This is a genomic window from Desulfosarcina sp. (genome assembly GCF_046496365.1).
Lineage (GTDB): Bacteria > Desulfobacterota > Desulfobacteria > Desulfobacterales > Desulfosarcinaceae > Desulfosarcina.
Genome location: NZ_JAWOHB010000135.1, coordinates 75,205 through 96,147 on the forward strand (window position 1 = coordinate 75,205; position 20,943 = coordinate 96,147).

Consider the following 20,943-nt stretch of genomic DNA (forward strand, 5'->3'; position numbering starts at 1 on the left):
CAACATGAACCACAAAATCGGCAGTGCCCTCGTCGTCGGCGCCGGCATCAGCGGCATCCGCACCTCCATCGACCTGGCTCAGATGGGATACCGGGTGACCCTGGCGGACCGGGCACCGCATATGGGCGGCATCCTCAGCCAACTGGACTTCCAGTTTCCCACGGATCACTGCGGAATGTGCCGGATGCTGCCCATGGTCGACCGGGATTCGGGCACCCAGACCTGCCTGCGAAAAGGACTCTTTCACGAAAACATCGCCATCCTGCTGAACACCACCCTGGTATCGGTGGAGGGCGAGCCAGGCAAGTTCCAGGTCACTCTGAAACAAGCGCCCAGCGCCGTCGATCCCAACCGCTGCATCGGATGCGGCCAGTGCAGCCGAGCCTGCCCGGTGACGGTACCCGACAATTTCAACGCCGGCCTGACCGATCGCAAGGCGATCTACCTGCCGGTGCCCCACAACATTCCCAACACCTATACCATCGACCCGAAGACCTGCACCCGCTGCGGGGCCTGCGAGACCGCCTGTCCAACCGGTGCCATCCGTCTGTCGGCCATGGGCCGCCGGGGCTTTCGGATCCTGGTGGTTGACGATGAGTCCATTATCCGGAATTCTCTGCAAGCCTGGCTGGGTGACGAGGAAGGATACACGGTGGAGATGGCCGCATCGGGCCCCGAGGCCCTGGAAAAGCTCGCTGCAGCCCCCTTTCATCTCATGCTGCTGGACATCAAGATGCCGGGTATGGACGGTGTCGAGGTACTGGAAAAGGCCAGGGCCGTCGTACCGGACCTCCGGGTGCTGATGATGACGGCTTACGCGACCGTGGAAACCGCCGTAGAGGCCATGAAAATCGGTGCGATGGACTACCTGATCAAGCCCTTCGAACCCGAGGTCCTGATTCCTAAAATCACGGAAGCGTATGCGGCTTTTCAGGAAGCTGGCTATCGCAAACAGACAGTGGGCGCCATCGTCCTGGCCACCGGTACCACCTGCATCGACCCATCGGTGGGGAAAAATTCCATGGGCTACGGCATTGTGCCCAATGTGGTCACCAGCCTTGAGTTCGAGCGCATGCTCAGCGGCACCGGGCCGGATAATGGCCGTCTGCTGCGCCCATCGGACAAGCGCCCGGTGAAAAAGGCCGCATGGATTCAATGCGTGGGATCCCGTGATTTGCAGTCCGGTTCCGATTTCTGCAGCACCATCTGCTGCATGTTCGCCCTCAAGGAGATCGCCCTGGCCCGATCGGTGGCCGGGGAGGATTTCCAGGCCACGGTCGTCTACATGGACCTGCGAACCTTCGGCAAATCCTTTGAACGCTACGGGCAACAGATTGGATCGGGTGAAGGCGTCAATCTGTCGCGTGGCCGGGTGCATTCCATTGCGCCGACCCTCGGCAACGAGGATGTAACCATTCGCTGGACCACCGCTTCGGGCAGGGTGCACGCAGAGGCCTTCGATCTGGTCGTCCTTTCGGTCGGTCAGCGCGCCGGCGATCAGACGCGCCATCTGGCCGAAGCACTGGGGATCGACACCGACCCGTTCGGTTTCGTCAAAACGCTCCCCTTTTCCGACACCCGTACCGGGCGGGCCGGCGTCTTTGCCGGCGGTACCTTAACCGGCCCCACCGATATTGCCGAATCGGTAATCCGCGCCTCGTCGGCTGCAGCCAACGCGTCCCGGGCGATCCATCGCGCGGGAGGCGGCCTGGCCGAGAAGACCATCCCACCCACGGATACATATCGCGATGTATCCCGGGAGCCGCCCCGCATCCTGGTGATGCTCTGCCGCTGCCATACCCCAACGGAACATGACGGTGAATTGCACGCCTTGACCGAAGCGTTGAAACAGGATCCGGCAGTCGCGCGGGTGATGGTCATGGAGACCATCTGCACAGCCGACGGTTGGCAGGCGGTGCAGGCAATGGATACCGCCGATATCAACCGCGTGCTGATCGGCGCCTGCCTCACTTTCGTCTACGGCCGGAAGGCCAGGAACCTGGCCACCACCATTTCTCTGCATCCATCCCTGATTGAATCGGTCGTCGTGGACGATCACCAGGGATTGAATACACCGGCCACCCTCACCGCCATCAGGACCGGTATCGCCAGCTTGAAGAATATTTCCATGCAAGCAAGACGCCTTGCATCGCCCGCCAAGCATGCCCTGGTGGTGGGGGGCGGCATCGCCGGCATGCATGCGGCCCTGGCCATCGCCGACCACGGTGTGCCCGTGACCCTGGTGGAAGCCTCCGCGACCCTGGGCGGCAATTTGGTGTGGCTGCACCAGACCCTTGAGGGCCAACCCATCGCACCGTTTGTGGAAGAGACCGTCGGTCGGGTAAACCAGCATCCCGGAATCCGACTGATGGTGAACAGCCGTGTGGTCGGCGCCTTTGGTCAGGCCGGCCATTTTGTCTCATCCATCGAAACCGCCGACGCACCGACCACGACCCTGGAACATGGGGTGGTCATCCTTGCCACCGGCGGCCGCGAAGCGTCCACCGATGCCTACGGCTGGGGTACCAGCGAAGCGGTGATCACCCAGCGCGACCTTGAGGTGCGCATCCGTGAGGATCGGGTGGCCGACGACCGGCTGAATGCCGTGGCCATGATTCTGTGCGTCGGTTCCCGGGAGGAACCACGCAACTACTGCAGCCGAGTCTGCTGCCCCACGGCCCTGAAGCAGGCCCTGTGGCTGAAAAACCGCCAACCGGATCTGCCGATCTACATCTTCTACCGTGACATGATGACCTGCGGTTTGGCGGAGAGCTGGTTCACCGAGGCACGCCGCCGGGGTGTTCTCTTTTTCCAATACCGGCCCGAAGAAAAGCCGCAGGTGCGCATTGCCGTCGAAGAAACCACGCCGGTAAGGGTGCGGCACCACGATCCCATCCTGGATGCACCGGTGGAAATCGCCGCCGACCTGCTGGTGCTGGCGACTGGCATTGAAGCCCGCCTGCCCGAGGCGCTGTCCCTGGCTTACGGCGTCCCACGTGACCGGGATGGTTTTTTCCAGGAAGCCGATTCGAAATGGCGTCCCGTAGAGGCCATGCAGACCGGGGTATTTGCCTGCGGCATTGCCTTGTCGCCGCGGTCCATCACCGAATCGGTGGCCACGGCCGAGGCCGCCGCCGGACGCGCCCTGGCCATCCTGGCCGCCCTGGAGCTGCCGGCGGCCCGAACCACAGCCATCGTACGCCACAGCCTGTGCATGCTGTGCCTGCGCTGCATCGACACCTGTCCCTATGGCGCCCGTTTTCTGGATGAAACCAACCAGCGGGTGCAGGTCGACCCGATGATCTGCCAAGGCTGCGGCGACTGCGCCACCGTGTGCCCCAACAGCGCATCCATCGTGGACGGATTCGCCCGCCGCAGCCTGCTCAGTACGATTGATGGCGCCCTGATGGCCATGTAACCAAGGGGATTCCGATTCCCAGATCATGGCAGGGGCGCGGCACGCCGCGCCCCTGCAAAGCGAATGACCTTCGTGCAGTCATGAGGCAACATGAAAGAATCGAAAATGGTCGACCCATTACCCGTCGATGCAGCCGAGCGCGCCGCTTTCGACGATATCCGGACCATGGTCAGCGCCTGCATCCAGTGCGGCACCTGTACAGGATCGTGTCCCAATTCCCTTGAAATGGACCTGACGCCACGAAAAATGTGGCGCCTGGTAATTGTGGGCCGCCTGTTTGACGTGATGGCCAGCAAAACGTTTATTCTCTGCTCGGACTGCTACACCTGCACCCTGCGCTGTCCACGCGGACTGCCCTTGACATCCGCCATGGAAATGCTCAAAGGCATCGCCTTTGCCCGCCGGGAAGCAATCCACCGCAACCCGCGTCTGTTTTATGAACAATTCATGCAGACGGTTCGCCGCCACGGACGCATTCATGAAATGGCATTCATGACCCGCTATTTTACGGCGTTGAGAAATCCGCTGGCCCCCATGCGGTTTGCGCACCTGGGGTTGAAACTATTGGGCAAGGGCAAGCTGCGGCCGGCCGGCGGCAAGGCCGTCGACACGCCCCTTGCCGCCCTGTTCGACAAGGTGACGGCCATGGAACAGGCAGCCCGGGTGCCCCATGGGAAGGAGAGCCATCCATGAACTACCTTTATTATCCGGGCTGCAGTCTCACCACCTCGGCCCGCGAGTACGACCTGGCCACCCGGACGATCATGGCTGCCGTCGGCGCCGAACTGACCCCGATCGACGGCTGGACCTGCTGTGGCGCCAGTGCGGCCGCCCCCATCAGCCATCTGCTGGCCCTTTCCCTGAGCGCCCGCAACCTGGCCCTGGCCGAACGGATCGAACCGGAAGGACAGATCCTGGTGCCCTGCAGCGCCTGCTATCTGAATCTGAAAAAGGCCCGCACCAGGCTGAGAAACGACCCGGCGATTCGAACCGACATCAAAGAAGTCCTGGCCGCCGTTGATCTGACGGTCGATGGCCATGTCCGGGTTCGCCATCTGTTGGACGTACTGACCGTCGATCTGGGTCCGGCCCGCCTGTTGGAGCGGGTCTCCCGATCCCTCTGCGGCTTGACCGTGGCGCCCTACTATGGATGCCAGTGTCTGCGCCCCTTTGTGGAATTCGACGATCCAGAGCGCCCGGTTTCAATGGAACCGCTGATCGCGGCAACCGGAGCCGACATCCACAGATGGGAAATGGGTGCCCGCTGCTGCGGGGCTTCACTGGTAAGCACCCAGCCGGATGCCGGCCTGAAACGGGTCGCCGCCATTCTGAAGGCGGCCAAAGGTGCGGACCTGATCGTTACCGTCTGCCCCATGTGTCAGATGAATCTGGATGCCTGGCAGGCCAAGGCCTCTCATACCGCCGGGGAGGATCTGTCCATCACCGTGCTTTATCTGCCGCAACTGCTGGGTCTGGCATTGGGAATGGCGCATGCTGAACTCGGCCTGAATTTGAATTTGGCCGTGCTGGATGGGTTTCGAGAGAAGATAGGGCAATCACGGTGATTCCGGAATCCAGCTGTGGCGTCTAAAATTGATGCAATTCAAAGGTGTCGGACAGGTGTTCCTACTGATTCAAAATCTGCGCAATAGTCTGGCTGCCAAGCTCATTCTCTCGGTGGGCATCGTGCTGCTGATCACCATTGCAACCTGGGCCTTTTTCAACATCCGCTACCAGAAAGAAAAAATGATGCGGAGCATGCTGGCCAGCACCGACCGGCTCACCAACACCATCCGGTTGGGTACCCACTACGCCATGATGCTCAACTCCCGGGACGAAATCAACCAGATCATCAACAACATCAGCCGCCAGCCGGAGATCAAGATCATCCGCATCTACAACAAGGAAGGGGAGATCAAATACTCCAACAATCCCGCTGAGGTGGAACGGAGGACCAACATCAAGGCCGAGGCCTGCCACATCTGCCACCGCACCGATCCGCCCATGTCGACGGCTTCGCTGGAACAGCGCACCCGCATTTTTCTTTCCGATTCGGGCTATCGCCTGCTGGGCATCATCAGCCCCATCAGCAATGAGCCCAGCTGCAGCACCGGCGATTGTCATGTGCATCCCGAAGGAAAAAAAATATTGGGCGCCCTGGATGTGGTGGTCTCTCTGGAAGCCAACGATCGCGAAGTGCTCAAGGAAGAGCGGGGAATCATCGGGCTGGCCGGCTTTGTTTTCCTGATCACGTCGGCCATGATTTTCGTGTTCGTGCTGCGTTTTGTCAACCAGCCCATCAAACACCTGATCGGCTGGACCCACCTCATCGCCCGGGGCGACTACACCAGCAAGATTCGCCTGCCCCGGACCGACGAACTGGGCCAGTTGGCCATAGCCGTTAACCAGATGTCCGATGAGATCGCCTCCAGCCAGCGGGAGTTGAACAAACAGCGTGACGAGTATCAAAATCTGTTTGAGCGGGTTCCCTGTCTCATCACCGTCCAGGACCGCAACTACCGGCTGCTGCGCTTCAACCGTGAATTCTACCAGCGCTTCGCGCCCGAACCGGGTGATTTCTGTTACCACGCCTACAAGGGAAGAAACCAAAAATGCATCTCCTGCCCGGTGGACAAGACCTTTGCCGATGGTCTGTCCCACCACACCGAAGAAAGCGGTGTGGACAAGGATGGATCGCCCAAGCACTGGCTGGTGCGCACCTCACCCATCAAGGACGCCAACGGCGACATCGTCGCTGCCATGGAGATTTCCCTGGACATCTCCCAGCGCCGGCAGCTTGAAGTCGACCTGCAAAAGTCGGAGGAAAAATACCACGCCATTTTCAGCAACATCCCCAATCCGGTATTCGTGCTGGAGGTGGGGACCCTGAAGATTGTGGATTGCAACCAGAGCGTCACCGCCGTATACGGGTTCTCGGTGGAGGAGATCATCGGCCGATCCTTCATGACGCTGTTTCATCCGGATGAAAGGGACCACTATGCCTTCAAGGTGGTTACCTGCTCGGTCATCAACCAGGTCCGCCACCTGAATCGTGACGGCAAGGGGCTGTTCGTCAACATCCGCATCTCGCCGTCGGAATTCTCCGGTCAACGGGTGCTGCTGGTAACCACCAGCGACATTACCAAACGTCTGGAGACCGAACAGCAGCTTATCCAGGCCAGCAAGATGGCCACGTTGGGCGAGATGGCCACCGGCGTGGCCCACGAACTCAACCAACCCCTTTCAGTCATCAAAACCGTAAGCAGTTTTTTCATGAAAAAACTGGCGGCATCGGAGACCATCGCCGCGGATATCCTTGCCACCATGCTGGTCAAGGTGGACGGCAACGTGGACCGGGCCACGCGGATCATCAACCACATGCGCCAGTTTGCCAGAAAATCCGACCCGGAGAAGGTCACGGTTCAGCTCAACGACGTATTAAAAAGCGCGTTTGAAATTTTCAGCCAGCAGCTCAAGGTGCGTGGCATCCGCGTGGTATGGGAGGTCTGTGAAGCCCTCCCGCGCATCAACGCCGATCCCGGACGGCTGGAGCAGGTGTTCATCAACCTGCTGCTCAATGCCCGGGACGCCATCGAAGCCCGGTGCGGAGACCGGCCGGCCGCAGAAACGGAAAGGGAAAAAGCCATCCGCCTGTGGACCGGCATCGATAACGGGCAGGTCGCCTGCCGGGTCTGCGACACGGGTACGGGCATCCCGGACAACATCGTGGAGAAGATTTTCGAACCTTTTTTCACCACCAAGGAGGTGGGCAAAGGAACCGGGTTGGGTCTTTCCATCAGTTACAGCATCGTCAAGGATTGCGGGGGCACCATTGGGGCTGAGCCCAACACGCCCAACGGCACCTGCTTCATCCTGCGATTTCCAATGGCCGATGAAACGGAGCACGCCCATGGATGAAACCGATGGCAAGACCATCCTGATCGTCGACGATGAACCGGATATCCGTGAGGTTCTGGCAATCTCCCTGCAGGATATGGGCTATCGTACCGTGGAAGCCGAAAATGCCCGGCAGGCTTTCGAGCTGTTTGTCAGCGAGAGTCCGCCGGTCGTGGTCACCGACATCAAGATGCCGGAGGGCGACGGCATCGGGCTGCTGCGGAAAATCAAACACGAGAATCCGGACACCGAAGTGATTATGATCACCGGCCACGGGGATATGGATCTGGCCATCCGCAGTCTGAAATACGAAGCCACCGATTTCATCACCAAACCCATCAATGTGGACGCCCTGGAAATCGCTCTGCGACGCGCCCGTGAAAAGATCGCCATGCGCCGTCAGCTGCAGGACTACACCCGCAGCCTGGAGCAGCTGGTGCGGGAAAAGACCGAGCTCCAGAATCACCTGGCCTCATTGGGCCTGATGATCGGCTCCATCTCCCATGGCATGAAGGGGCTGCTCACCAGCCTGGACGGCGGGCTCTACCTGGTGTCATCGGGATTGAACAAAAAGGACCTGAATCGGGTGGAAGAAGGATGCGCGGCCGCCAAGGAAACCGCCGCACGTATCCGCAAGATGGTGCTCGACATCCTTTACTATGCCAAAGAGCGCGAACTGCAGCGAGCGCCGGTTAAGGCCCCTGCGTTTGTCGAGGGACTGGCCCGGGTGATCCAGCCCATGCTTGACGGATTCGGCATCCGTCTGGCATGTCATTTTGATCGAAGCGCAGGCCGCATGCATGTGGATGCCGATTACCTGCACGCAGCCCTGGTCAACATCCTCGAAAACGCCGTCGATGCCTGTACAAAGGACCACCGCACTCCGACCAACCAGATCGATTTCAGTATGGCCGATCAAGGCGACGAAATTATTATTACCATTGCCGATAACGGTATCGGTATGGACAGCGACACCCGCAGTCAGATTTTCGATCTTTTTTATTCGACCAAGGGGAAAAAGGGAACTGGCCTGGGGTTGTTCATCGCCAATCGAATCATCGGCCAGCACGGCGGCACCATCACGGTGGCCAGCAACCCGGGCGATGGAACCGTATTTCGAGTCAAAATTCCAAAAAAACCACCGACGGATTCCTAAAAGGCGGGGTTAGCGTGATCCGGCCGGGGAGTAAACGCCCGCATAGCCGTCGTCAGACGGTTTAGTGACCGCTTAAGCCGTTTGCGCCCCACCGCGGCAAACCGTGCAATCCCGGTGGTACCCGGCGGACAATCATGCAAGAAACGCCCGGATCCGGTCACCGGCCAATTCCGTTTGGTCCGGGGTTATCCAATGGACCGATTTCCGGGCACCGAACCAGGTCAACTGGCGTTTGGCGTAGCGGCGATGGTCCCGTTTCAGGGTGGCCACCGCTTCTGCCAGGGGCAGGGCGCCGCCGATGGCTTCGGCCAGGTGTCGGTATCCCAGGCTTTGCATGGATTTGAGATCCGTGCCGTAGCCACTGGCCAGCAGTTGGCGCACTTCGTTTTCAAACCCCAGAGCCATCATCCTGTCCACCCGCCGGTTGATGCGTTCGTAGAGAACCGGTCGCGGCCAGGCAAGACCAAATTCCAGGGTGTTGAAACGCTGCTCCCGAAACCGATGGCGCTGGTGAAAAACCGTCAAGGGCTCCCCGGTGACCTCAAACACCTCCAGGGCCCGGATGATGCGGTAGGTGTCATTGGGATGAATTCTTTCGGCGGACGCGGCATCGATCTTGTGCAGGCGCCGGATCATGCCCGTCGTCCCCTCCGATGCCGCCTGCTGTTTCAAGCGAAGCCGAACCGCCGGGTCCGACGGACCCTCCTCGAAAAGACCATGAACCAATGCCTTGATGTAAAACCCGGTGCCGCCCACGACAAATACGCTGCGCCCGCGTGCAATCGTCTGCCGGATAATGGCGCCGGCCATGGTCGCATAGGCGGCGGCATCGAATTCCTGGTCCGGGTCGACGATATCGATCATGTGGTGGGGAGCCGCGGCCCGCTGTGCAGCGGTCGGCTTGGCCGTGCCGATGTCCATGCAGCGATAGATCTGCATGGAATCGGCCCCGACAATTTCACCGTTGAACCGCTGGGCCAGGTTGATGGCCAGGCCGGTCTTGCCCGCGCCGGTGGGGCCGACCACCAGGATGATCTTAAGCGTTTCGGCCGCAGGGGTAGCATTCATGGTTTAGTCATCCCTATCTCTATTCTTTTGCTCCGTCAAGTCAGGACGATTGCCGGGCTGCGCTGTTGACAAAACACCCAAACCCAAGGATAAAAAAGAATTGCGGGAATCAAAGCGCACATTTTTTCCATCCACCATTGGGGAGATCCATCGATGAATATTGCCGTGGTAGGCGGTGGTAAACGCTGCAAAGATCTCATGGACGTCATCCAGCGCCACACGTTCCAGAATATCCATCCCAGAATCATCGCCGTTGCGGACATCGATCCCACTGCGCCGGGACTGATCGCCGCTATGGAAAAAGGCCTTTTTATTACCAGCAGCTACGATGATTTCTTCGACCGGGATGACGTCGATCTGATCGTTGAGCTGACCGGGTCCATGGATATCTACAATGATATTTTGGCCAAAAAGAGAAAGGACGTCCGGGCCATCTCCACGCTCACCGCCGAACTTTTCTGGGAAGTCGCCCGCGTCTCAACCATGCAGAAGAAAACCAAACAGGAGCTGCAGGAAGCACGTGCGCTTTACCACGTGGCGTTGAACGACCTCATCCAGGAAGAAGTACTGGTCATCGACCACCGTTTCCGCATCATCGACACCAATGACGCCTTCCTTGAAAAGTTCGGCCTGACCCGCGACCAGGTCATCGGCCAGTTCTGCTACACGATCACGCACCATCTTGAAAACCCGTGCTCGGGCAAAGACCACCCCTGCCCGTTGATTCAGACCCTGGAAACGGAGAAACCCTCCCAGACCACCCACATCCATCTGGACAGGGATGGCCGTAAAATCTATTACTCCATCTCGACCTATCCGCTGATCGAACAAGGGGATGTCGTCGGTGCCGTGGAGATCTCACGGGACATCACCAGGGACATCAATGTCCAGAAGATGATGATGCAGCAGGAGAAGCTGGCCTCGGTGGGGCGTCTGTCCGCAGGTGTGGCCCACGAAATCAACAACCCGCTGACCACGATCCTGACCACGGCCATGCTGATCCAGGAGGATCTTGAACCCGACGATCCCACCTACGCAGATCTGTCCATAATCGCCAACGAGGCGCTGCGCTGCCGCAAGATCGTCACCAACCTGTTGAATTTCGCCCGTCAGACCCAGCCCGACAAAAAAAAACACAACCTCAACGACATCATTGCCGCCTGCATTTCACTTACCCAGAAGCAGGCCGCCTTCAAGGATGTAAGCGTTACCCATGCCCTGTCCGAGAGCCTGCCCCGGACACGCGTTGACAAGGGGCAGATCGAACAGGCCATGATCAACCTGATCATCAATGCCATTGAGGCAACCCCGGCCGGCGGCGACATTCACGTATCCACACGGTTATCCGACCGCCAGGGATACATCCAAATCGTCATTTCCGATACTGGTGAGGGCATCCCCGATGAACGCATCGCCCGGATTTTCGATCCGTTTTTCACCACCAAGGAGAACGGCACCGGACTGGGACTGGCGATTACCCACGGTATTATCGAGCAGCATGGCGGCACCATAGAGGCCAGCAGCATCCTCAGGCAGGGCACCACCTTCACGATCACCCTTCCCGTGGAGGAGATGGTCGACCATGCTCCCTGATGCCGCCAGCGTGTTGATCGTCGACGACGAACCCAACATCTGCCACAGCTGTGTCAAGATCCTGTCCAAATCGGGCTATCACACCGAATTTGCCTTGAACGGCTACGAGGCATTGAAAATGCTGGCGGACCGGCAGTACGACGTGGTGGTCACCGATCTGAAGATGAGCGCCCTGGGGGGCATGCAGGTGCTGGCCCGCGTCAAGGAGGCCTGTCCGGACACCTTGGTGATCGTCATCACCGGGTACTCGACGGTCTCTTCGGCCGTGGAGGTGATGAAGATGGGGGCCTTCGACTACCTGCCCAAACCCTTTACCCCCCATGAACTCAGGGCCGTGGTGGGCCAGGCCCTGGCCCATCGGGAGAGTCGGCTGAAGAACCGGCAGCTGAAGAACGACACCGCCGCACCACGCCGGGTCTCCCACCAACTGGTGGGCAGCAGCCCCAAAATCAAAAAAGTCATCACCATGGTGGAAAAAGTGGCCCCCACCGATGCCACCGTGCTGATCTATGGTGAAAGCGGCACCGGCAAGGAGCTGGTGGCCCGGGCCGTCCATGCCAACAGCAGCCGGGCCGACAAGGTTTTTTTCGCCGTCGACTGCGGCACGCTCTCCGGCAGCCTGCTGGAATCCGAACTCTTCGGGCATGTCAAGGGGGCCTATACCGGCGCCCACCAGGACAAGGCGGGCATTTTCCGGCAGGCCGACACCGGCACCGTCTTTCTGGATGAAATCAGCAACATCGGCCTGGATGTGCAGGCAAAGCTGCTGCGCTTTCTGGAAACCCGCGAGCTCATGCCCCTGGGCAGCACCGCCCGCCACCCGGTTGATGTCCGGCTGATCTTTGCCACCAACCAGCACCTGGAAGAGATGGTTCGCGCCGGCACCTTTCGACAGGATTTTTACTACCGCATCTATGTTTACCCTATTCTGCTGCCTCCCCTGAAGGAGCGCCGGGAAGATATCCTGCCCATCGCCTACCACTTCCTGGACCAGTTCCGCCGCAAAATGGACAAACCCGTCACCGGCTTTGCCGATGATGCCGTGACCCGCCTGGTGGAATACGGATGGCCCGGCAACGTTCGCCAGCTGCGCAATGTGGTGGAGCGGGCGATCATTTTGTGCGACAAGGAGACCATCGGGCTCAAGGACCTGCCCCTGCTGAGTGCGATCAGCGATATCGAGAATCTGTTCGACCACACCCCGACCACCAATGACGCCCTGAAGGCCGTCAAGGCACTCATCCGGCAAAAGGCCGTCGCCCGGGTTGAATGCAATTTTATTACCCACGCCCTGGCAAGCAACGACTGGAATGTCACCCGGGCAGCCAAAGCCGTGGGCATGCAGCGCCCCAACTTCCAGAACCTGATGAAAAAGCACGCCATCAGCCTTCCCCAGCGTCGTTGAACGATTCCCATACACTGCATATATTTTTCATACATGCTGTCCGCCTCCCTGGCTCAGCCCGCCACGATTGACTCAGGGCGGATGCAAACTGCCGAAACGCGCCTGCCAGGGTGTATTCATTTCTCATACACCCAGAGGGAACCGGGTCCCGAAATTTTTGACTTACTCTTTGTTTACAGTATGATAGATAAAAATTTAAACCCTGGCACCCTTCCTGCTTCAACTGCCGTTAAAGCCTGATGAAGCGATGATTGACGTCAGAAAAAAGAAAGGGAAATATATGAACGCAATTCCGAAAATCATGGTGGTCGATGACGAAGTGGGGATCTGTAAGAACGTAGAAAAGATTCTAAAGAAAAGCAATTATGCAGTCACCCGCGCCTCAAGCGCCAAGGAAGCCCTGGCCATCATGGCCAAGGAGTCCTTCTCCCTGATGATTTCCGACATCGTCATGCCGGGGATGAACGGCCTGGAGCTGTTGAAAATGGTTAAAAAGGAGTGGCCGGTGACCCGCGCCGTTATGATGACCGCCTATGCATCGACGGACACCGCCGTCAAGGCCATCCGCATGGGTGCGCTGGACTACATCCCCAAGCCATTCACCCCCGACGAATTGCGCGCGACGGTTGAAAACGCCCTGTCCGGCCGCCTGGTGGAAGCCCGGATCTCCGAACAGGAGCGCGATTCCATCAACATTATCGATGTCGACATCCCCTTCGACGCCGAAGAGGTGTCCAAGGTTACCGGAAAAGGTTATGCTGACAGCCTGGGCCCGTCCGACATGCCCGTCGTAGAGGTGAAGATGCCCGCGACGCTGGAAGGATTTTGCGAAGTGGGCAACATGGTCTGCGATATCTTTAAAAAGCTCGGCACCACCTGCAAAGCAGGCTCCAAGACCGCCGCCTGCCCCCAGCTGGCCAAAAAAAAGAGAGCCGCCGCCGTGAAAACCGTGGATACCAAACGGCTGATCGGCATCGACCAGCCCTTCGACTACGATGAGGTGGCGGCCGTATCCGGCCCCGAGTATATTCACAACCTGCGCAGCGACGGCGTTTCCATTCCCTACTATGATGATCTGAAAGCCAGCGTGGCCCGACTGGCCGAACGGAACCGGATTGACGTGGATGTACCCTTCGATGCCGATGAAGTCGCCCAGGTTACCGGCAGAGCCTATGCGGATCATGCAACCAGAACCGACGTCCCGGTAGTGGAGATCACCGCCTCTGAACCGGTGGAAGGTTTTTGCCAGGTAGGTAACATGGTCTGCGATATTTTCAAAAAGCTGGGTGCCACCTGCAAGGCCGGCACCAAGACGGCCGCCTGTCCGCAACTGGCCAAGCAAAAGCGCGCCGCCGCCAAGCAAAGCGCTGCGGATACCGCGACCCTCATTGCCCCGGACATGCCGTTCAACTATGATGAAGTCGCCCAAGCTGCCGGCCAAGATTATGTGGACCATCTCGTCTACGACGGTACGGTGCAGATGCCCTACGCAACCCTGAAGGCCAATATGCAAAAAATAATGGCCGCCGAATCAAAGGCTGCTGCTCCCCAACCTGCCGCGCAGGCGACTGCCCATCCCGGAATCCTGGTGGTGGACGACGAGGTGGCGGTCAACAACAACATCCGCAAGATCCTGGCCAAGAAAGGCTACCAGGTGGACCAGGCCGTCACACGCGATGAAGCCATGGCTCACATCGACTCCAAAAAGTATGGGCTGGTGCTCCTGGATCTGCGAATCCCCGGTGTCAAGGGCCTCGAACTGCTTGAGGCCATCGGGGAAAAAAATCCGAATGCCAAGGTGATCATCATTACCGGATACGCCAGCATCGAAACGGCGGTGGCGGCTGCCCGCATGGGTGCCGTTGACTACCTTCCCAAACCCTTCACCCCCGAAGAGATCCGCAGCGCCACCGAACGGGCCATTCGGATCGCCGCATGAACATCCCCCGTCCGGCCTGCAGCACCTTCCGCAGGCCGGACGTCAACGCTGAACCCTTTCCCGCGACAAGCATATCCGATTCCACGTCCTCCCGAAAGCGCCCAACGGGTTAATTTTTTGGTCATATACGCATAATAAACAGCCCGCCAGCCCATAAAACCCACCGAATTTCATTGACAAGCCTACCTGACTGCATATAGGTAAATTTTCTGGCTCAATACCGCTCCCAGCAAAAAATTACTGAGCGATTTATTTAATTGAGAGATCTTCAGTGGAGCGGAAAAACATCAACAGGAGAGCGACACGATGGCACAGGATGTAGTGGGTTCCGTACTGGTTGTCGGCGGCGGCATTGCCGGCATGCAGAGCGCGTTGGATTTAGCAAACTCAGGGTACTATGTTTACCTCCTTGAAAAATCGCCTTCCATTGGCGGGGTCATGTCCCAACTGGACAAGACGTTTCCCACCAATGACTGCGCGATGTGAATTATCTCCCCTGTACTGGTCGAGGTCGGCCGGCATCTGAACATTGAACTGATCACCTATGCGGACCTTGAAAGCGTCGAGGGGGACCCCGGCAATTTCAAGGTTAAAGTCAGAAAACGCGCCCGCAGCATCAAAATGGATCTGTGCACCGGTTGCGGTGCCTGTGTTGAAAACTGTCCGGTGGTTCAGCAAAGCGCATAACATCAGCATTTTTCCTTCATTTTTGTGAAGCGTGATTTCTATTGGGAGATCGGCAAATGAGTGAGGCACATGCGATAGGCACAGAACAGGCGGTGGAGGAAGTCGACTTTGTAGAGTTGGATACCTTGATCGACAAGGAGTTTGGGAAAGATAAAGAAAACCTGATCATGATCCTTCAGGCCATCCAGCGACGCTACAACTACGTCCCTAAACCCGCGTTGACCTACCTTTCGGCAAAAATAGGCGTCCCCCACAGCAAAATCTACGAAGTGGCGACGTTTTACAGCACCTTCAGCCTGGAACCGCGCGGCAGAAATATTATCTCCATTTGTTTGGGTACCGCCTGCCACGTTCGCGGGGCCGAACGAATCCGTGAACGGCTGCACGAATCATTGCACGTTGCCGACGGCCAGACCACCGAAGACGGGCGTTTCACCCTGGAATCCGTGCGCTGTATCGGATGCTGCAGTCTGGGGCCGGTCATGAAGGTCAACGAGGATATGCACGGCCGGATTTCAACCGATGAAGTCGAAAAAGTCCTGGGTCAATACGAATAATCGAAGAACGAGGGCAACACCATGAAAATACAGTCTTCGGAAGACTTGAAAACCATAAGCCAGACAGCCGGAAAGTCCATCTACCATCCGGACACGATTAAGGTGAATATCGGCATGGCCTCCTGCGGTATCGCCGCCGGCGCCCAGGCATCCTTCGACAAGGCTGCGGCCGCCTTTGCCGATGACAAGGGAATTGCCATCTGCCAGACCGGCTGCATCGGATTCTGCGAGCAGGAGCCGTTGGTGGAAATCCTTGCCGACGGCAAGCCGCGGGTAATTTACAGGAATATCACCGCAGACAAGATCGTCGACGCCATCGAGGATTATCGTCAGGGCCTGTTCGAAAAGAAAAAATGGATTCTGGGGCAGATGAGAAAGCCGCTGAGCGTGTTGGAAGACGGCGCCGACAATCCGGTCGCCAAGGTGTCACCCCACGAGGGGATCCCCTTCCTTGAAGCGATCCCCTTTTACAGCAAACAGGTGAAAATCGCCCTGAGAAACTGCGGATACATCGATCCCGATGCCATCGAAGCGTATATCGCCCGAGGCGGTTACAGCGCCCTGCTCAAGGCGCTAAAAAATATGCGGCCCAAGCAGATCATCGACGAAGTCAAAGCCTCGGGCCTGCGCGGGCGTGGGGGCGGTGGTTTCCCGACCGGTATCAAATGGGCCACCTGCGCCAAACACGACGGGGATCGCAGCATCATCTGCAACGCAGATGAAGGCGATCCCGGGGCCTACATGGACCGCAGCATCCTAGAAGGCGACCCCCACAGCGTCATCGAGGGGATGCTCATCGCCGGTGTGGCCATCGGGTCAAGCAACGGCTATATCTACGTCAGAAACGAATACCCCCTGGCGGTTAAGCGTCTGGTCACCGCCATCAAGCAGGCGGAACAGTTCGGTCTGCTGGGCGACGGCATCGCAGGTACGGATTTTTGCTTTAAAATCAAGATTTCCACCGGCGCAGGTGCCTTTGTGTGCGGCGAGTCAACCGCCCTGATGGCCTCCCTGGAAGGCAAGGTCGGACGCCCCCGGGCCAAGTACGTCCACACCGTTGAAAGGGGGTTCAGAGATGGCCCCACCAACCTGAACAACGTCGAAACCTACGCCAACGTCCCGCCCATTATCATCAAAGGGGGCGCCTGGTATGCCGGAATGGGTACCGAGCACAGCAAGGGCACCAAGGTGTTCAGCCTTTGCGGCAAGATCAATAACACCGGTCTGGTGGAAGTCCCCATGGGCGTCTCCTTGCGGGAGATCGTTTTCGAGCTTGGCGGCGGCGTGCCCAAAAAAAAGAAGTTCAAGGCTGTCCAGACCGGCGGACCATCCGGCGGCTGCATTCCCGAACGTTTCCTGGACCTGCCTGTGGATTTCCAGCGCCTGGCCGAAGTGGGCTCCATCATGGGCTCGGGCGGCATGATCGTCATGGACCAGGATACCTGCATGGTGGACGTGGCGCGCTATTTTCTCGATTTTCTCAAGGAAGAGTCCTGCGGTCAGTGCAACCCCTGCCGGGAAGGCATCAAGCAGATGCTCAACATTCTCACGGACATCTGCGCCGGAAAAGGCAAACAGGGCGACATTGAACTTCTCGAAGAGCTGGGGTCCATGGTGCAGCGTTTTTCCCTGTGTGGTCTGGGAACCGCAGCCCCAAACCCGGTGCTGACTACGATCCTCTATTTCAGGGATGAGTATGAAGCCCACATCAAGGACAAAAAATGCCCGGCCGGCGTCTGTAAGGCCCTGTTCCACTACGACATCGACGCCGATGCCTGCACCGGCTGCGGCCTGTGCGCCAAAAAGTGTCCTCAGGACGCCATCACCGGCAAGAAAAAAGAACCCCACCAGTTGGACCAGGATAAATGCATCAAATGCGGTATCTGCTACGATGCCTGTAAATTTGATGCCATTGCCATCCGATAAGACGAAGGAAAAAACCGATGATCACCTTTAAGTTGAACGGTAAGACAGTCCAGGGAGAAGAGGGGCAGTATATTCTCCAGGTTGCCGAAAAGGTCGGCGTGGAGATCCCCACCCTGTGCCACCACAAGGCGCTTGAACCGGCCGGCATGTGCCGCATCTGCACGGTGGAGCTTTTTGACGGCCGCAGAACCCGATTTGTCACCGCCTGCAACTACCCCATCTGGGAAGGCATGGAAGTCAAGACGGACAGCGAGGCGGTGCACGCCGGACGCAAGCTGATCGTTGAAATGCTTTTTGCACGCTGCCCCGAGGTCCCCCTGCTAAAGCAACTGGCCAAGACCTACGACATCGAGACGCCGCGCTTCAAACTGGAGGACGACACCTGCATCCTCTGCGGCCTGTGCACCCGGATGTGTGAAAAGATGGGCAACAGCGCCATCAGCCTCACCGGCCGCGGCGTCGAAATGAAAGTCGACACGCCTTTTCACCTGCAAACCGACGTCTGCATGGCCTGCGGCGCATGCGCCTCGGTCTGCCCGACCGGCCATATCACCCTGGAGAAAATCCGGGAGGTCATTTCACGGCGGGGCTCCAAACTGATCCCCTCGGAATATGACATGGGCCTCAAAGGCCGGAAACCGGTGTATGTCCCCTACCCCCAGGCGGTGCCCAACACCCCGGTCATCGACCGGGACGTGTGCGTGCACTTTAAAACTGGCGGCTGCCAGGTCTGCACCGCATTCTGCGGCGTGGATGCCATCGACCACACCATGGAGGATGAAATCGTTGAGCTGAACGTGGGCTCCATCATCCTGGCCCCGGGTTTCGAGCCCTTCGATCCGTCCAAATTCGATGCCTACAACTATGCCAACCACCCCAACGTGATCACCGCCATGGAGATGGAACGTATCCTCTCCGCCTCCGGGCCCACGGGCGGCCACCTGGTGCGGCTCTCCGACCACAAGGAGCCTAAAAAGATCGCCTGGTTCCAATGTGTGGGTTCCCGGGACATGAACCGCTGCGACAACGCCTACTGCTCCTCGGTGTGCTGCATGTATGCCATCAAGGAGGCGGTCATCGCCAAGGAGCATGCTCCCTACGATCTGGACTGTGCCATCTTCTTCATGGATATGCGAACCCACGGCAAGGATTTCGAGCGCTTTTACGACAACGCCAAAGCCAAGGGCGTACGCTTCCTCCGCAGCCGCGTGCACACCATCGATCCGGTGCCCGGCTCCGATGATCTGAGCATCCGCTATATTACCGAAGCGGGTGAAACGGTCACCGAAACCTTCGATCAGATCGTTCTGTCCGTCGGCCTGCAGACCGATCCACAGGTGGTGGCCATGGCCAACCGCCTGGGCATCGAACTCACCCCCGGCAACTTCTGCAAGACCGGCACGTTCACGCCCGTGGAAACATCCAAAAAAGGTATCTATGTCTGCGGCGCCTTCCAGGGCCCCAAAGACATCCCCCAGTCGGTGGTGGATGCCAGCGCCGCCGCCTCGGCCGCCGGGGAGATTCTTGCCGAGGCCCGCAACACCCTGACAAAAAAGCCTGAAATCGTCCCCGAAACCAACGTTATCGGCGAACGTCCCCGCATCGGCGTGTTCGTCTGCCGCTGCGGCATCAACATCGCCGGCGTGGTCAACGTGCCCGACGTCCGGGATTACGCCGCCACGCTGCCCTATGTGGAGTATGTCTCAGACAACCTCTACTCCTGTGCCCAGGACACGCAGGAGACCATGACCCAGATCATCCGGCAGAAAAATCTCAACCGGGTGGTGGTGGCGGCCTGCACGCCCAAGACCCACGAACCGCTGTTCCAGGAGACGCTGATCAATGCAGGCTTGAACAAATACCTGTTCGAGATGTGCAACATCCGCAACCACGACTCCTGGGTGCATAAAAACAATCCCGACCTGGCCACCCAGAAAGCCAAGGACCTGGTGCGCATGGCCATTTCCAAGGTGGCATTGATGCAGCCGCTGAAGGAGGCCCAACTCAACGTCAATCAGACCGCCCTGGTTATCGGCGGCGGCATCGCCGGCATGACCGCGGCCAGAAGCCTGGCCAGCCAGGGATACCTCACCCACCTCATTGAAACCGGTGAAAAGCTGGGCGGTAATGCCCGCCGCATCTTCAAGACGGCCGGAGGCGACCGGGTCGCGGATAAACTGAACGAGATGGTGCGGGCCCTCGAAGGCGACGACAGGGTCAACATCCATCTGAACACCCGGCTCACCGAGGTGGAAGGATTCGTGGGCAGCTTCAAATCCACCCTGACCACCGGCCAGTCCAAACACGTGCTGGAGCATGGCGTGGCCGTGGTGGCCACCGGGGGAAGCGCGCTGACGCCCGATGAGTACAGCTATGGGCAGGACCCCAGAATTCTTACCAGCCTGGAACTGGATGAGAAATTCATGGCCGACGACCCGGGGCTGAAAAAAATCAATTCCGCCGTCTTCATCCAGTGCGTGGGCTCCCGACAGCCGGACCGCCCCTACTGCAGCCGGGTCTGCTGCACCCATTCCATTGACAACGCCCTGGAACTGAAAAAAATCAACCCCGCCATGAATGTGTATATCCTCTACCGGGATATCCGCACCTACGGCGAAAGGGAATACATTTACAAAAAGGCCCGCGAGGCCGGAGTGATTTTTATCCGCCACAGCCTGGACAACAAGCCGCAGCTGACAATCAAAGACGGCAGCATCCGCATCACCGCAACCGACCATGTGCTGCAGCGTCCCATGGAAATTTCCGCCGACCTGGTTACCCTGGCATCGGCCATCCTGCCCAACAAGGACGAAGCCCTGGCCCAGTTCTTCAAAGTTCCGCTCAACGAGGACCACTTTTTTGTGGAAAAACACGCCAAGCTGGGTCCCAGTGAATTTGCCACCGATGGCGTGTTCCTATGCGGCCTGGCCCATTATCCCAAACCCATCGACGAAGCCATCGCCCAGGGCCGGGCCAGCGCATCGCGAGCCATCACCCTGCTGGCCAAACAGACCATCAACACCAGCGGCACGGTGGCCGAAACCGAACCTGCCATCTGCAGCAGCTGCGGCGTGTGCGTGTCTATCTGCCCCTATTCAGCACCATCATTCATCGCCGCAGATGCACGCATGCATGCCGGCAAGGCCCAGATCAATCCGGTGCTGTGCAAAGGCTGCGGCTTGTGTGTAGCCTCCTGCCGCTCCGGAGCCATTCGTCTGAAAGGGTTTGACAACGACCAGATCTTCGCACAGATCTTTGCCATGAGCCAAGCGGTGTGAACAAACGCTCGGATAAACA

General features: G+C 58.7%; 13 protein-coding genes. 12 read left to right on the forward strand and 1 reads right to left on the reverse strand.

Features of this window, described 5'->3' with window-relative positions; translation table 11 throughout:
• The first annotated feature begins 4 nt into the window (after positions 1 to 4).
• From R6V78_RS12525 to R6V78_RS12545, 5 genes are all read left to right on the forward strand, one after another.
• Positions 5 to 3,418, forward strand: a complete 3,414-nt coding sequence (locus R6V78_RS12525) for a response regulator (RefSeq protein WP_410289699.1) — start codon at positions 5 to 7, stop codon at positions 3,416 to 3,418.
• Between the two features lie 90 nt (positions 3,419 to 3,508).
• Positions 3,509 to 4,111: a 4Fe-4S dicluster domain-containing protein gene (locus tag R6V78_RS12530; RefSeq protein ID WP_410289700.1), complete on the forward strand. Its 603-nt coding sequence runs from the start codon at positions 3,509 to 3,511 to the stop codon at positions 4,109 to 4,111.
• Positions 4,108 to 4,983, forward strand: coding sequence for a CoB--CoM heterodisulfide reductase iron-sulfur subunit B family protein (locus tag R6V78_RS12535; protein ID WP_410289701.1), 876 nt, complete (start codon positions 4,108 to 4,110; stop codon positions 4,981 to 4,983). Before R6V78_RS12530 ends, R6V78_RS12535 begins: the two co-directional genes overlap by 4 nt.
• A gap of 55 nt (positions 4,984 to 5,038) precedes the next feature.
• Complete coding sequence (locus R6V78_RS12540; protein WP_410289702.1) at positions 5,039 to 7,336, forward strand: PAS domain S-box protein; 2,298 nt, start codon at positions 5,039 to 5,041, stop codon at positions 7,334 to 7,336.
• Positions 7,329 to 8,471, forward strand: coding sequence for a sensor histidine kinase (locus tag R6V78_RS12545; protein WP_410289703.1), 1,143 nt, complete (start codon positions 7,329 to 7,331; stop codon positions 8,469 to 8,471). Before R6V78_RS12540 ends, R6V78_RS12545 begins: the two co-directional genes overlap by 8 nt.
• Positions 8,472 to 8,603: 132 nt before the next feature.
• On the opposite strand, the gene miaA is transcribed toward R6V78_RS12545, so the two are convergent.
• A complete protein-coding gene (gene miaA / locus R6V78_RS12550; protein WP_410289704.1) occupies positions 8,604 to 9,539 on the reverse strand; it encodes a tRNA (adenosine(37)-N6)-dimethylallyltransferase MiaA in 936 nt (311 codons plus the stop codon).
• A 153-nt stretch (positions 9,540 to 9,692) separates the two neighbouring features.
• Between miaA and R6V78_RS12555 the strand changes: the two genes are divergently transcribed.
• The 7 genes from R6V78_RS12555 (at position 9,693) to R6V78_RS12585 (ending at position 20,924) form a co-directional block, all read left to right on the forward strand.
• On the forward strand, positions 9,693 to 11,132 hold the full coding sequence (locus R6V78_RS12555) for a two-component system sensor histidine kinase NtrB (protein ID WP_410289705.1): 1,440 nt from the start codon (positions 9,693 to 9,695) through the stop codon (positions 11,130 to 11,132).
• Positions 11,122 to 12,537, forward strand: coding sequence for a sigma-54-dependent transcriptional regulator (locus R6V78_RS12560; protein ID WP_410289706.1), 1,416 nt, complete (start codon positions 11,122 to 11,124; stop codon positions 12,535 to 12,537). The genes R6V78_RS12555 and R6V78_RS12560 overlap by 11 nt, the downstream gene beginning before the upstream one ends.
• A 280-nt stretch (positions 12,538 to 12,817) precedes the next feature.
• Positions 12,818 to 14,476 (forward strand): response regulator, encoded by a 1,659-nt coding sequence (locus R6V78_RS12565; protein ID WP_410289707.1) that lies wholly within the window; start codon positions 12,818 to 12,820, stop codon positions 14,474 to 14,476.
• Positions 14,477 to 14,782: 306 nt separating this feature from the next.
• The gene (locus tag R6V78_RS12570) at positions 14,783 to 15,163 is read left to right on the forward strand and encodes an FAD-dependent oxidoreductase (RefSeq protein ID WP_410289708.1); all 381 of its coding nucleotides are present in this window, start codon (positions 14,783 to 14,785) and stop codon (positions 15,161 to 15,163) included.
• A 56-nt stretch (positions 15,164 to 15,219) separates the two neighbouring features.
• Positions 15,220 to 15,720 (forward strand): NADH-quinone oxidoreductase subunit NuoE, encoded by a 501-nt coding sequence (gene nuoE / locus R6V78_RS12575; protein WP_410289709.1) that lies wholly within the window; start codon positions 15,220 to 15,222, stop codon positions 15,718 to 15,720.
• A 21-nt stretch (positions 15,721 to 15,741) separates the two neighbouring features.
• The gene (locus R6V78_RS12580) at positions 15,742 to 17,646 is read left to right on the forward strand and encodes an NADH-ubiquinone oxidoreductase-F iron-sulfur binding region domain-containing protein (RefSeq protein ID WP_410289710.1); all 1,905 of its coding nucleotides are present in this window, start codon (positions 15,742 to 15,744) and stop codon (positions 17,644 to 17,646) included.
• 17 nt (positions 17,647 to 17,663) lie between these two features.
• Positions 17,664 to 20,924, forward strand: a complete 3,261-nt coding sequence (locus R6V78_RS12585) for a 2Fe-2S iron-sulfur cluster-binding protein (RefSeq protein ID WP_410289711.1) — start codon at positions 17,664 to 17,666, stop codon at positions 20,922 to 20,924.
• The last annotated feature ends 19 nt before the right edge of the window (positions 20,925 to 20,943 follow it).